This window comes from Burkholderia sp. FL-7-2-10-S1-D7 (assembly GCF_001524185.1).
Lineage (GTDB): Bacteria > Pseudomonadota > Gammaproteobacteria > Burkholderiales > Burkholderiaceae > Burkholderia > Burkholderia diffusa.
Map to the genome: position 1 here is coordinate 55609 of NZ_LOWY01000039.1, position 13809 is coordinate 69417.

A 13809-nucleotide genomic window follows, 5' to 3' on the forward strand; every position below is an offset into this window, starting at 1 on the left:
TGATGCCGCTATGCGTCGATGCGTTTCCTGAGCCCTTCACCGGCAAACGGCATTTCGCGCGGGCGCTGGCCGGTCGCGTCGAAGATCGCGTTGGCGAGCGCGCCCGCGGTCGGCCCCATCGACGCCTCGGCCGCGCCGAGGAACGGTGCGCCCGGACGATTGATCAGATGCACCTTGATGCTTTGCGGTGCGGCGTCGAAGCGGAGAATCGGATAGCTGCTCCAGTCGAAGCTGCGCACGCGTTGCGTATCGTATTTCAGTGCCTCGTACAGTGTCCAGCTCGCGGACTGGATGATGCCGCCCTCGATCTGGTTGCGAATGCCGTCGGGCGATACGACCTGGCCGGCGTCGACGGCCGCTTCCGCACGTTCGAGCGTCACCTGGCCGGTTTCCGGAACGACCGACACCTCGACCGCGATCGCGACGTAGGCCATCAGGTTCTTGTATTTGCCGAACGCAAAGCCGACGCCGCGATTGCGTGCACGCGGCGGCCGCGGCCAGCCGAATTTGGTGGCGGCGAGCTGGATCACCTGGCTCGCGCGGTGATCCTGCATGTGGCGCAGCCTGAATTCGACCGGATCGACGCCGGCGGCGTGCGCCAGCTCGTCCATGAAGCTTTCGATCGCCCAGACGTTCGTGTGCGCGCCGAGCGAGCGCATCGCCGACGTCTGCAGCGGCATCGTCGGCGAGAAGTTGTTGACGATGTGCATGTTCGGCAGCGCGTACAGCGGGATCGCGTTGCGATCGCCGCCGCCCTCGGGCTGCAGCATCGGCGTCGACGGCGCGGAGACGAACGGCGGTTCGAGCATCCGCGCGGGCAGCAGCCGGCCGGCGTTGACGATGCGCTCGTTGTGCGAGCTGCTCCACAGCGCGTAGTTCCAGTCGACGATGCGGCCGCTCGCGTCGAGCGACGCGCTGAGCTCGGTGATCATCGCCGGCGTGAAGTGGTCCCACGTATGTTCCTGCTCTCGCATCCACTGGACGCGAATCGGCTTGCCGGGCATCGCGGCCGCGATCAGCGCCGCATGCGCGGCCGCGTCGTCCGCACCGTTGTGCCCGTAGCAGCCGGAGCCCTCGGTGTGGATGCAGCGCACGTTCGCCTTCGGCATCGACAGCATCTCGGCGAGCGCGTCGCGCAGCGGATACACGCCCTGCGAGTGCGTCCACACGGTCAGCGTGCCGTTCTCGAGATGCGCGACCGAACAGGACGGCCCGATCGAGCCGTGCAGCAGGTAGTTCTTCAGGAACGTGGCGGAGAGCGTCTTCGTCGCCGGCGCGCTCGGCGCATGCGTGTTGGCGATCTCGATGCGCTGCGTCGCGATCCGCTTCAGGTCCTGATGAACCGTCGCGGGATCGGGCAGCGCCCGGCCGGGCGACCAGCGGCAGCCGGCGGACAGCGCGCGCTGCGCGACGACCGCCTGCCATTCGCCCTGCGCGATGACCGCGAGCATGCTGCCGTTGCGCACGATCCGCGCGACACCGGGCATCTTCAGGATCGCGGCTTCGTCGAACGACAGCAGTTTCGCGTCGTACACCGGCGGCATCACGACGCGCGCATGCAGCATGCCGGGCAGGTCCATGTCCTGCACGTAGCTGACGCCGCCCGTGACCTTGTTCGGAATGTCCACACGCGGCAGCGACGTGCCGATCACGGCGAACGTGGCCGGCGGTTTCAGCGGCGACGTCGGCGTGGCGTTGCGGTGCAGGTCGACGGTGCGCACCGCGTCAGCGTAGCGCATCGTGCGGCCGTCCGGCGCCTTGATGACGGCATCGGCGACGGTCAGCGTGCGCGGATCGACGCCGAACTGCTTCGCGGCGCCGTCGACCAGCAGCCCGCGCACCTGCGCGGCGGCGTTCAGCAACGCGGAGCCGCTGTCCGCCATCGTGTGGCTGCCGGCCGTCAGGCCTTCGTCGGGCGACGCGCCGGTGTCGGCGGTCAGGAACGTGATCAGCGAGGGCTTCATGTTCAGCTCCTCGGCGGCCACCTGCAGTAATGCGGTGCGCACGCCGGTGCCGAGCTCGACCTTGCCGGTAAACACGGTGACCTTGCCGTCGGGCGTGATCTTGATCCACGCGTCCAGCAGCGGGTTGGTCTTCAGGCTGCCGGCCAGCGTTTCGGTGGCCTTGGCGACGTGGACGGCGGCGCCTTCGTCCGCGATCACGACCTCGGCGAGCGCGCGTGCGGCCGGCGCGAGGGTGAACGCGACGAAGAGCGCACCGGAAACCATGAAGTGCCGGCGGCCTTCGTCGATGTCGTCGGGTGCGTTCATCAGATTTCCTTGTTGATCATGACGGGCGCGGCAGACGGTTCCGGCTCCGGCAGCCCGGCGACCTGGCGCACGGCCGCCAGGATCCGCATGTGGGTGCCGCAACGGCACAGGTTCGGTTCCATGTGCGTGCGCAGCTCGCGTTCGGTCGGTTTCGGGTTGCGTTCGAGCAGCGTCTGCGCGCGCATGATCATGCCCGCGATGCAATAACCGCACTGCGCCGCCTGATGATCGATGAATGCCTGCTGAAGCTTGCCCGGATGCTCGGCGGTGCCGAGGCTTTCGATGGTCCTGACGCGGCGCTCGCCGAGCGCGGCCACCGGGATCAGGCACGAGAACATCGGCTTGTCGTCGACGATCACGGTGCACGCGCCGCATTGCCCGAGGCCGCAGCCGAACTTCGCGCCGTGCAGGTGCAGGTCGTTGCGCAGCGCGTAAAGCAGCGGCGTGGACGGATCGATGTCGAGCGTGTGCCGCACGCCATTCACGGTGAGGGTGATCATTGCGTGCGGTCCTCCTTTCTGAGCTGCGCGGCAAGGGTGTCGATGCCGCTCCACGCGGGGCGGTCGGAGTACGTTTCGCGGATGTATGCGGCGAGGTCCGCGATCTGCGCGTCGTCGTACTGGTCGAGGTAAGACGGCATGTAGTTCAGCGTGTCCTCGCCATGCCAGCCGATCCCGTTGAACATCATCTGGATCGCGTTGCGCGGCGTGTCGGCGGCGATCGCCGTGCTGAACGCGAGCGTCGGCCGCTCGCCGATCGACTGCATCGGCGATGCCGGCCCGTGGCACTGTGCACACGACGCCTGGAACAGCACCGCGCCGCGCTGGCCGGCAGGTGTCGTCGCATGGCGATCGGCGACGGTCGTCGCGGGCCGTGCGGCGGCCGGCTTCTGGATCGACAGGATATAGGTCGCGATGGCCTCGACATCCTCGACCGGCACCGTCGCGAGATCGCGCGTGACGGGCAGCATCGGTCCGGCGGCTGCGCCATGCTCGCTCGCGCGGCCGGTGCGCAGGTACGTGACCAGTTGCGCTTGCGTCCACGGGTGGACGGCGTTACCGAGCGTATTGAGCGGCGGGGCTTCCCAGCCGTCGACGATGCCGCCGTCGAACGCCTTGCCCGCTTCCTCGCCGCCGATCGCATTGAGCGGCGAATGGCACGACGCGCAGTGTCCGAGGCCATCGACGAGCAGCTTGCCGCGATTCCATTGCGCGGACTGCGACGGGTCCGGCTGGTACGCGCCTTCGCGCAGGAACAGGATGTTCCAGAACGCGACCGGCGGCCGGAAGTTGAGCGGGAAGATCAGGTCGTTCGCCGGCGTCTTCGCTTGAACCGGTTCGCGTGTCATCAGGTACGCGTACGCGGCCGCGATGTCCTGGTCGGACATCCGCGTGAAGTGAATGTACGGAAAGGCCGGGTAGAGCGGGTGGCCGTCGCGGGCGATGCCGCTGCGCAGCGCGCGCGCGAAGGCGGCCTGCGACCAGCGGCCGATGCCGGTGTCCGCATCCGGCGTGATGTTGGTCGCGTAGATCGTGCCGAACGGCGTCGCGAGCGGCAGCCCGCCGGCGAACGGCTTGCCGTCCTTCGAGGTGTGGCAGACGACGCAGTCGCCCAGCGCGACCACGCGTGCGCCGGCCTTGATCAGTTGCGGATCGAACGACGCGCGGGCCGGCGGATCGATCGGCGCGATCGACGGCCGGTACATGATGCCGATTGCGGCCGCCAGGCCGATGATCGCGACGCCTGCCGCGCCGATCCAGAGTCGTTTGTGCTTCATGCGTGCTCCACGCGAACCGGTTCATCCGGCGTCGTTCGACAGGCGGGGCAATGGACGGTGTGTCGACCGTGCATGCACGGATAACGATCGCACGCGGCTGCGCCCGCCCGGTTGCCGCGGCGGCCGGCCCAACGTGTGCGGCCCGGCGTGCGCGTGCTTGCGACGGGCGTTCCGGTCGGCATTGCCGGATGACGGCGCTGCATCGCCGATCGATTCGGCCATGACAGGCCTGCCGGGCGGCAGCGATTCGCGGCGGAGATCATGTCTTTGCTCCAGGGGTGGGGCTGCGCGCGGGCGCTTGCCAGCGCGGTGGCCGATGGTGGCAGTCTAAGTGGGCGCCGGCGCCAAATCCTGAAGCTACGCTGAAACGTTCTGAACAGGCGCACGAACCGTTCCGGCGCTCGCGTTCATGCGTCAGCGCGACGTGCCGAGACCGAACGCCGCGGCAAGTTGCGGACCCTTGTCGAGCGACGACGTCACCTCCTCGCGCCGCCGCGTCGACCATTGCGCGAGGCGCTCGACGACGTCGGTCGCGTCCGCCGGCAGCGCTTCGGCGAGCGACACGGCATCGCTCGCCGCCTTCGACGTGCCGGACGCCGTATGGGGGCGCACGGTGCAGGCCGCGTCGCCGATCAGCGCGACGCGGCCGTCGACGAAGCCGGGGCTCAATGCGTCGACAATCGCCTGGTTGAATGGCGCGCGCGTCGCGAGCACCAGTTGCGACAGGGAAGCAGGCAGCCGTTCGACGGCGAGTTGCCGCAGCGTCGCGACGGTGTCGTCGGCAAGCTGCCCCGGATGCACCGACGCGTGATGGACGTTGCCGTTCCGATCTGTCAGGTGGCGGCGCAGCGCGTCGGGATCGGCTTCGTTGCGATACCACAGCCAGTTGAAGCGGCGCGCGCCCGGCGCGAGCGAGCCGTCGAGCGCGGGAATCAGGAACGCCATGAACAGCTCGCCCGGCGCCTTGTGCAGCGTCATGTTCTCGATCAGCGACTCGATCGCGGCGGCGTCGAAATCGGCTTCGTCGACGATGCCGCGCCACGCGAGATAACCGGCAAACGATGGCGTATAGCCGGGGAAGATGCGCGCGCGCAGGTTCGAACCGGAACCGTCGGCGGCAATCAGCACATCCGCGCGGATGCGGTCGTCGTCCACGTGTACGTCGACGCCGTCCGCGTCCTGGTCGAAACCGGTGACCGTGCGGCCGTAGTGGATGCGCCTGCGCGGCAGCGTCTCGCACAGCGAGCGATAGACGGCGTCCCACGACGAGAACGGCAGCATTTCGGGTTCATCGCGCGTGACGATGCCGTCGCGATCGATCCAGCGCCGCCGATGCGTCGGCACGCTGATCATCTGGCGGCAATGGCGTCCGTGCTGTTCGAGAAACGACATCATGCGTCGCAGCACGGCCACGCCGCCGCCCTGGCCGCGCAGCGGGGTGTGCGAGCGCTCGCAGACCGTGACGTCGTGCCCGATGCAATCGAGCGTCAGCGCGGCCGCGAGGCCGGCGATCGAACCGCCTGCAATGACTATCTTCATCGTGCGTGACCCCCGTGTTCGAATCGCAGCGTGCATTGCCGGCCGGCTTTCGTGATGCGTGGCGTCGCACGCCAGTCCTCACGGCTCGCCGGATGATGCCATGTCCGGCAACGGGCTGCGCCGAGCGTGCAGGCGTCGTCCGGCGCCCACGCAACGCAGGTCGGAACGTTCGCGCTAGATTCTCAGCAGCTTGCCCGCGTTGCCGCCGAGGATCATCGAACGCTGTTCCGCCGTCAGGTCGAGGCGGTCGAGAAAGCGGACCGGCTGCTCGTAACCCATGTCGAAACAGTAGTCGCTGCCGAGCACGAGCCGGTCCACCCCGACGTTCTCCATCAGGAAGTTCAGCACGGGGCCCGAATGAGACACCGTGTCATAGCTGAAGCGCCGCAGGTAGCTGCTGGGCTTTTGCGCGAGCCGGCGCGTTTCGGGGCGGGCGGTCCAGCCCGCGTCGAGGCGCCCGACGAGGATCGGCAACGCGCCACCCGCGTGCGGCAGCGTGACGTGCAGGGTCGGGTGGCGGTCGAGCACGCCGCCCAGGATCAGGTGCGAGCCCGCGATCGCCGTATCGAACGGATTGCCGAGCAGGTTGCTCAGGTAGAAATCGCCGAGTCGCGCGCCGCCGACCGTTTGCTGCGGATGCAGGAACACGGGCAGGCCCAATTGCTCGATGCGTGCGAAGACCGGCGCGAACAGCGGATCGTCGAGATCGCGGTTGTCGATGTTGGTGCCCATGTACACGCCGCGCACGCCCGGCAACTGCGCCGCGCGCTCGAGTTCGTCGATCGCATCGGTGGCGTTCAACATCGGCAGCGTCGCGAGGACGACGAAACGCGTCGGGTGCCGCTGGTAGACGCGCGACGCGGCCGAATTCCAGTCGCGCGCGAGCTTCGCGTTGAATGGCCGGTCGCCCCAGTAGGCCATCGGCACGCTGAGCGACAGCGCCTGGACGTCGACGCCGGATGCGTCCATGTCCTTGAGCCGCTGGTCGACGTCGATAAACTTCATCGGCAATGGCCCGAGGCCGCCGGCGGGCGTCCGGAACGTGAACGACGCATCGTCGCACGTGAACGCGCCACCGAAGCGCTTGCCTTCACCGCCGACCAGATCGCAAAAGCTTTCAGGGTAGTAATGCGCGTGGATGTCGATCGAACGGGGCCGATGCGGCGTCACGGCGGTCGTTGCGCTCGCGGTGTCGGCTGCCGATGCGGGGCGTCCGGCGACGGCCGTACCGGCGAGCGCGGCAAACGCGCCGAGCACGCGGCGCCGGGCCGGCGACATGCAGCACGTGCAATTCATCGTGTGGTTTCTCATGGGATATCGATAGTTCGGATCGCGCGGCTCAGCCGCGTTGCGTCATGCCCATTTCGCATGCGACGAGCTGCGTGTCGAACTGCGCGCGCTCTCGTTGCGCACGGGCCGAGCGATCGGTCACGGAGAACAGGACGACGCCGAGGAATGCCGCCGCCATCGAGAACAGCGCCGGATATTCGTACGGATAGACCGCATGCGCATGACCGAGCACCTGCACCCAGACGGTCGGGCTCAGCACGGTCAGCGTGACGGCGGTCGCGAGCCCGGTCAGGCCGCCCAGCACCGCGCCGCGCGTCGTCAGGCCGCGCCAGTAGATCGAGAGCAGCAGCACGGGAAAATTCGAGCTTGCCGCGATCGAGAACGTGAGGCTGACGATGAACGCGATGTTCTGCTTCTCGAACGCGATGCCGAGCAGGATCGCGAGCACGCCGAGTACCAGGGTCGTCCCGCGGGCCACGCGCATTTCCTCACGATCGGACGCCTGACCGCGACGCAGCACGTTCGCATAGAGGTCGTGCGAGATCGCCGACGAACCCGCGAGCGTCAGTCCGGCGACCACGGCCAGAATGGTCGAGAACGCGACCGCGCAGATGAAACCGAGGAACACGTTGCCGCCGACCGCATGCGCGAGATGGATCGCCACCATGTTCGCGCCGCCCGTGATCGCGCCGGACGCGTCGTGGTATTGCGGGTCCGACGCCACGAGCGCGATGGTGCCGAAGCCGATGATGAGGATCAGCACGTAACCGGCGCCGACGATGCCGGTCGCATAGAGGATGCTCTTGCGGGCCGCCTTGACGTCGCCGACCGTGAAGAAGCGCATCAGGATGTGCGGCAGGCCCGCCGTGCCGAAGATCAGCGCGAGGCCGAGCGACACGGCCGAGACCGGATCGGATACCAGGCCGCCGGGGCGCATGATCGCCGCGTGTTTCGGATGGACGAGAATCGCCTGCGCGAACAGCGCATCGAGGCTGAAGCCGAAACGGCTCAGCACCATGATCGCCATGAAGGCCGCACCGGCGAGCAGCAGCACGGCCTTGATGATCTGGATCCAGGTCGTCGCCAGCATCCCGCCGAAGAACACGTAGACGACCATCAGCACGCCGACGAACAGCACCGCGACGGTGTAGTTCAGGCCGAACAGCAGCTCGACCAGCTTGCCCGCGCCGACCATCTGCGACACGAGATACAGCAGCACGATGACGATCGAGCTCGAGGCCGCGAACGCGCGGATCGGCTGTTGCCGGAGGCGATAGGACACGACGTCGGCGAGCGTGTACTTGCCGAGGTTACGCAACGGCTCGGCGATCAGGAACAGGATGATCGGCCAGCTCGCGAGGAAGCCGACCGAATAGATCAGGCCGTCGTAGCCGCTCGTGAACACCAGCGCGGAGATGCCGAGCAGCGACGCCGCCGACATGTAGTCGCCGGCGATCGCCCAGCCGTTCTGGAACGCGGTGATCTTGCCGCCCGCGGCGTAGTGGTCGGCCACGCTGTGGTTCTTGCGCGCGGCCCAGCGCGTGATGAAAAGCGTCGACGCGACGAACAGCAGGAACATGCCGATCGCGACCGGATTGTGTCCATGCGCCAGCGTCGCGGGGCCGGCCGCGAATGCCGGCGCCGTGCCGGCGGCGACGACGAAGAAGATCGATGCGAGGAGCAGGCGTTTCATTGATCGCCTCCGTGACGAATGGACGCGACGATCGTGTCGAATGCCGAATTGGCCCGATACACGTAAAGCGCGACCAGTGCGAACGTGACGACGAACATGCCGAACCCGATCGGAATGCCCCATGGCGTAGGCCGGCCCGGCACGATCGGCTGTCCGAGCAGTGTCGGCGAAAACGCCAGCGTCAGGATGAACGCGAAATAGAGGGTGAGCATGACGAGTGTCAGCGACCAGGCGAACAGCCTTCTGCGCCTGACGAGATCGCGAAAGCGGGCATCGCGCAGCAGCGGATGCGAGGCCTGCGCCGGCGCGTCCAGGTCGGGCGCGGTGCCGGCGGCAGCCGGAATGGGGTGGTTCACGGTGTCTCCTTTTGGTTTGGGTATCCGGGCCGGGCAACGGGCAGAGGGCGCCGCGCGTCGCGCACGCCGCGTCCGTGCCCGATCAGAAATGCGGCGGAACGGCGGTTTCCCGCATCACGACTTCCGGCGTGCGATAGCGCTCGGCCATTTCGCGTTCGGTGTCGTTTTTCAGTTGCGCCTGCATGTAGGCGCCGAGGTGGCGCGCGTGCTGCACGATCGCGGCACCGAATGCCGTGCGCGTTTCGCTGTATTCGCACAGCGCGTCGAGCGTGTCGGTGCGCGTGGCGAGCGCCGTGACGAGCGCGAGCGCATCGCCGGCGGCTTTCGTGACGCCCATTCCGCAATGCGGCCGCGCGACGAACGCGGCGTCGCCGAGCAGCGCGATCCGGCCGAACGCCATGTTCGGCACTTCGAGGTCGTAGATCGGCTGGAACAGCGGTTGCGTCGCGCGCGCCACGACCTCGGCGAACTGCGGCGCAAGCAGCGCGTGCGCCGCGTCTTCCAGGTCGGCGAGGACGTCGCGCCGGATCAGCGTCGGTGGAATGCCGCCCGCCCACAGCTTGCCGGTCTCGTCGGTCAGCAGGTTCGGCAGGTCGGACTCTTCGCGAGTCGCGCGATACCAGACGAAGTTGTAGCGGCGCTCGCCGGGTTTCGTGCTGTTGCCCTGGCCGGCGACCGGATAGCCGAGGATCTGCTCGTGCGGCGGCAGGCCGAACGCGAATTTATCGAACAGCGTCGCGTGGGTCGCGTCCGACAGGTCGGCTTCGTCGACCAGCCCGCGCCAGGCGACGTAGCCCGCGTACTGCAACTGCGCATCCGGCAGGAATTTCTCGCGAATCGCGGAGCGGAATCCGTCGGCCGCGATCACGAGATCGGCATGCACGACCGAGCCGTCGGACAGCGTGACCGATGCGCGATCCGGTCCGTCCGCGACATCGGTGACGACGCCGCCCGAGTGGTAATGCTGGTCGGGCAGCGCGGCGCGCAGCACGTGGTACATCTTGCTCCACGCGGTGAGCGTCTGCGGCAGCCTGCGTTCCGACTCCACGGTGCCGTCTGCGGCCAGCGTGATGCGCGATTCGACCTTCACGCCGATCGATTCGTCGATGCGCACGCCGGCGGCGAGCATCACGTCGAACAGCTCCGGGTGCGTGACGATGCCGGCGCCGCGGCCCGAGAGCGCCTCGGGCACGCGTTCGAACACGTCCACGTCCCAGCCGTTGCGCAACAGCAGATTCGCGGCAAACAGGCCGCCCAGCGAACCGCCGATGATGGCGGCCTTGCGATTCGTCGAAGTGCGGTTGTTCATGTCAGTCTCCGTGGGTGCCGCCGGCCGATGCGGCCGTGGCGGGAAGTTCCAGGCCCGCGACCTCGGCGGCAGGGAAGTTGAGCTCGATCGTCACGCCGGACGGATCCTCGATGAAGACCTGGTGCAGCCCGAGGCTCGGCACCGTGCGGTCGCGCCACGCGATGTTTTCGGCACGCAGCGTGTCCCACATCGCCTCGACGCCGGTCGCGAGGAACGCGATGTGGTCGACGGTTCCGGTGCCCGTCGCGGGCAGATCCTTGTCGCCGAGATAGGCCGCGAGCCCGTCGGGGTTGGCCGGATCGACGCCGATGATGTGGACCGTGCCGTAATCGGCTTCGTCGCCGCCCTTGTAGAGCCATGCGCCGGGAAAGTCGAACGGCGGGCGATAGCCGCGTTTGAAGCCGAGCACACGTTCGTAGAAGCGGCACGATTTCTCGAGATCGAGCGTGCGGATCGAGTAGTGCGCGAGTCGGGATACTGGCATGGTGCACCTCTTGTTTATCGATAGATAAGTTATCGTTCGATAAATAATAGTCGAAAAAAGCGGTGAGAAGAAGCCGCAATCGAACCGTGTTAACCCTAGGCCCGAAACGGTGCCGGATGCCGGTGCACGGTGCGCTACGACGCGATCTCGCCGGCCATGACGTCGTCGGCATAGCACCAGACCCAGCGCTCGCCGGGTTCGATCGAACGCGCCAGTGGGTGAGTCGTTTCGTGGAAATGCCGGCTGGCGTGGCGATTCGGCGACGAGTCGCAACAGCCGACATGCCCGCAAGTGAGGCACAGGCGCAAATGCACCCACCCGCTGCCCGACTTCACGCATTCCTCGCAGTAGTCCTTGTCGGTGGTCAGGATGCGTGCTTCACCGAGATGGGTGCAGGTTGTGGCCATCTTCCGCTCCGATGCCGGCGCCGGAGATCGCTCGCGGCGCGGCCGGCGCGAAGCTGCGAGCCGGGTTGGATACGGTTCATTGTGGACGGTCGCGTCGCGAGCGGACCTTAATTCTTATTAAGCGTGTCGGCCCGGAGGGCAGGGAGGACGTAAAGTCACGAGTGCGGCCGGCGCGACATCCGGCCGGGATCCGACATGGCGATCTTCGGGAGGCGCTTATGACTCAGTCGCAGCATGTCAAGGTAATCGGCTTGCCGAACAGCAAGGAGGCCTACGCAATCCGCGACTTCCTGAAGCGCGGCGTGGTCGAGTACGAATGGTGCGAGTTGACGTCCGACACCGATTGCGTGCGCGAGCTGGGCATCGCGCCGCTGCGCGATATCCGGTTGCCGGCCGTCATTTTTCCGGACGGCTCGTGCATCTTTCAGCCGACGCTGCCGGAGATTGCCGCCAAGCTCGGCTGGGTCACCCGGCCGCGATTCATCGAGTACGACGTATCGATTTACGGCGCCGGTCCGGCTGGCCTGTCGGCGGCCGTCTACGCGGCGTCGGAAGGGCTGCGGGCCGTCGTGATCGAACGCGATGCGATCGGCGGGCAGGCGGGCACGAGTTCGCTGATCGAGAATTACATGGGGTTCCCGGAGGGCATCCCGGGCGCCGAGCTGGCCGAGCGCGCGCGCCAGCAGGCGGTGAAGTTCGGCGTCGAACTGCTGATGATGCGCGAGGGCGTGCACGCGACGTTCGTCGACGGAAAAATTCGCGTCGACCTGGCCGATGGCTCGATCCTGACCGCGCGCTCGAACATCTGCGCGACCGGGATCGAATACCGCAGTCTCGGCCTGCCCGACGAACAGAAGTTTCTCAACGCCGGGCTGTTCTACGGCGCGGGGTCGAGCGAAGCGCCGATGTGCGAAGGCAAGCACGTGTTCATCGTCGGCGGCGGCAATTCGGCGGGGCAGGCCGCGATGAACTTCGCGCGGCACGCGCGCGAAGTCACGATGATCGTCAGGGGCGCATCGCTGGCGGCGACGCTGTCGCGCTACCTGATCGACCGGATCGAGCGCATGCCGAACGTGACGGTGCGATACGGCTCGACCGTCGACGCGCTGCACGGCGACGGCCGCCTCGAAGCGATCGTGATTCGTTCGGAAGACGGTGCGAGCGAAGTGCTGCCGGCGACGCACCTGTTCGTCTGCATCGGCGGTGCGCCGAACACCGAATGGGCCCGGGATACGAACATCATCCGCAATCCGGGCGGCTATCTGGTGACCGGCAGCGATCTGTACGACTGCCCGGCATTCGAGCGCGTGTGGCCGCTCGAACGCCGGCCTTATTATCTGGAAACGAGCGTGCCCGGTTCGTTCGCGGCGGGCGATGTGCGCTCGGGTTCGGTCAAGCGGGTGGCGTCGGCGGTCGGCGAAGGGGCGATGGCCGTGACGTTCGTGCACCGGTTCCTCGGCGAAGACGCGAATCGGCCGAGCGGCACTTGAACCCGAGCCGCGCGGCGCCGGTTCCGCCGCGTGCTCGGCCCCTGCGTCAGCGCGTCGTCGAAACCGGCAGCCGGAACGTCAGTACGGTGCCGTTCCCGTCGCGCGGCGCGGCTTCGAGCGTGCCGCCATACGCTTCGACGATCGATCGGCAGATCGCGAGGCCCATCCCCATGCCGTGCTATTTCGTCGTGAAGAACGGATCGAAGATCCGGTTCGCGATCTCGGCATCGATACCGTCGCCGACGTGCGACGCGAACGGGATGCTCGGCGAGCGTTCTGATGCGCGCGGGCAGGTTCCGGCGCGAGTGATAGAGCAGCGATGCGTCGAGGTCACCGACCTGCCAGTCGGGCAGCAGGCGAACGAGTGCGCCGTCGCGCTCGAGCGGCCGCGCGAGATGCTCCGGAAGCACCGCGAAGCCGGTGCCGCGGGCTGTCGCGAGAATCAGCGCATCGAGGCAGTTCGAGCGGATCGCGCCGGCCAGCCGTATCTCGGCGCTCGCGCCGGTACGCCGGTGCCGCAGTGGCCATACCGAGCCGCTACCCGGTTTGCCGCCGCGCGCATCCATGCGTTCAAGCGCCTGTGGTGAGTCGGTTGCCCCACCTGCGACGCGATACCGCGGGCTCGCGTAAAGGCCCATCGGGATGCGCCCAAGGCGCCGCTCGATGCACGTCAGGCTCGACGTGCGTTCGGTGACGATCGAGAGATCCGTTTCACCGCTCAGGGCCGCGCTCGGGTGATCGACCCAGTCGACCCGGATTCGCACGAGCGGATGCTGCCGATTGAAATCGGCCAGGACCGGCACCAGGCGATCGACGCCGAACAAATTCGACACCTCGATCGAGATGTCGCCTTCCATCTCGCTTGCATTGGCGTGACAGCAATCCGAAAAGTGCTCGTATTGCTCCAGCAACGCGCGCGCCTGCTCGAGCACGTCCTGGCCGACGCGCGTCAGCGTCACCTTGCGCGTCGTGCGGTGAAACAGCAGCACGCCGAGCGACGTCTCCAGGCACCGGATCGCGCGGCTGATGCAGGGAACGCCGAGCCGGTGGGCTTCGGCGGCTTTCGTGAAGCTGCCTTGTTCGGCAACCGTCTTGAGTATCTCGAGCGTTTTCAGGCGATCCATGACACGTCTCGCTTCGGTGGATTCGGACATGACCAATTTATGCGGCACGCCGGCGCCAGGCAACGCAAAA

The 13809-nt window shown here is 67.4% G+C and carries 11 protein-coding genes and 1 pseudogene; 1 reads left to right on the plus strand and 11 read right to left on the minus strand.

Annotation, left to right across the window (positions count from 1 at the left end; translation table 11 throughout):
• Positions 1-8: 8 nt before the first annotated feature.
• The 10 genes from WS75_RS16320 to WS75_RS16365 form a co-directional block, all read right to left on the minus strand.
• Complete coding sequence (locus WS75_RS16320) at positions 9-2270, minus strand: xanthine dehydrogenase family protein molybdopterin-binding subunit (protein WP_059681417.1); 2262 nt, start codon at positions 2268-2270, stop codon at positions 9-11.
• Positions 2270-2770 carry a (2Fe-2S)-binding protein gene (locus WS75_RS16325; protein WP_059681418.1) on the minus strand — a complete coding sequence of 167 codons (501 nt, stop codon included), beginning with the start codon at positions 2768-2770 and terminating at the stop codon, positions 2270-2272. Before WS75_RS16325 ends, WS75_RS16320 begins: the two co-directional genes overlap by 1 nt.
• Entirely contained in the window at positions 2767-4047 is a 1281-nt protein-coding gene (locus WS75_RS16330; protein ID WP_059681419.1) for a c-type cytochrome, read from the minus strand. The genes WS75_RS16325 and WS75_RS16330 overlap by 4 nt, the downstream gene beginning before the upstream one ends.
• 414 nt (positions 4048-4461) lie before the next feature.
• Positions 4462-5586, minus strand: a complete 1125-nt coding sequence (locus WS75_RS16335; RefSeq protein ID WP_059681420.1) for an FAD binding domain-containing protein — start codon at positions 5584-5586, stop codon at positions 4462-4464.
• Between the two features lie 174 nt (positions 5587-5760).
• Positions 5761-6897, minus strand: a complete 1137-nt coding sequence (locus WS75_RS16340; protein ID WP_257129398.1) for an amidohydrolase family protein — start codon at positions 6895-6897, stop codon at positions 5761-5763.
• Positions 6898-6925: 28 nt separating this feature from the next.
• Positions 6926-8569 (minus strand): cation acetate symporter, encoded by a 1644-nt coding sequence (locus tag WS75_RS16345; RefSeq protein WP_059681422.1) that lies wholly within the window; start codon positions 8567-8569, stop codon positions 6926-6928.
• Positions 8566-8925 carry a DUF485 domain-containing protein gene (locus WS75_RS16350; RefSeq protein ID WP_059681423.1) on the minus strand — a complete coding sequence of 120 codons (360 nt, stop codon included), beginning with the start codon at positions 8923-8925 and terminating at the stop codon, positions 8566-8568. Before WS75_RS16350 ends, WS75_RS16345 begins: the two co-directional genes overlap by 4 nt.
• An 82-nt stretch (positions 8926-9007) precedes the next feature.
• The gene (locus WS75_RS16355; RefSeq protein WP_059681424.1) at positions 9008-10234 is read right to left on the minus strand and encodes an FAD binding domain-containing protein; all 1227 of its coding nucleotides are present in this window, start codon (positions 10232-10234) and stop codon (positions 9008-9010) included.
• 1 nt (position 10235) lies between these two features.
• Positions 10236-10718, minus strand: coding sequence for a VOC family protein (locus tag WS75_RS16360; RefSeq protein ID WP_059681425.1), 483 nt, complete (start codon positions 10716-10718; stop codon positions 10236-10238).
• A gap of 134 nt (positions 10719-10852) precedes the next feature.
• Positions 10853-11125, minus strand: coding sequence for a ubiquitin carboxyl-terminal hydrolase 14 (locus WS75_RS16365; RefSeq protein ID WP_059681426.1), 273 nt, complete (start codon positions 11123-11125; stop codon positions 10853-10855).
• 218 nt (positions 11126-11343) lie between these two features.
• Here WS75_RS16365 and WS75_RS16370 point away from each other — a divergent pair, with 218 nt between their 5' ends.
• The gene (locus tag WS75_RS16370) at positions 11344-12615 is read left to right on the plus strand and encodes an NAD(P)/FAD-dependent oxidoreductase (RefSeq protein ID WP_059681427.1); all 1272 of its coding nucleotides are present in this window, start codon (positions 11344-11346) and stop codon (positions 12613-12615) included.
• A gap of 272 nt (positions 12616-12887) precedes the next feature.
• Here WS75_RS16370 and WS75_RS34600 read toward each other — a convergent pair.
• A pseudogene (locus WS75_RS34600) lies at positions 12888-13769 on the minus strand (LysR family transcriptional regulator); the annotation flags it as partial.
• Positions 13770-13809 lie beyond the last annotated feature (40 nt).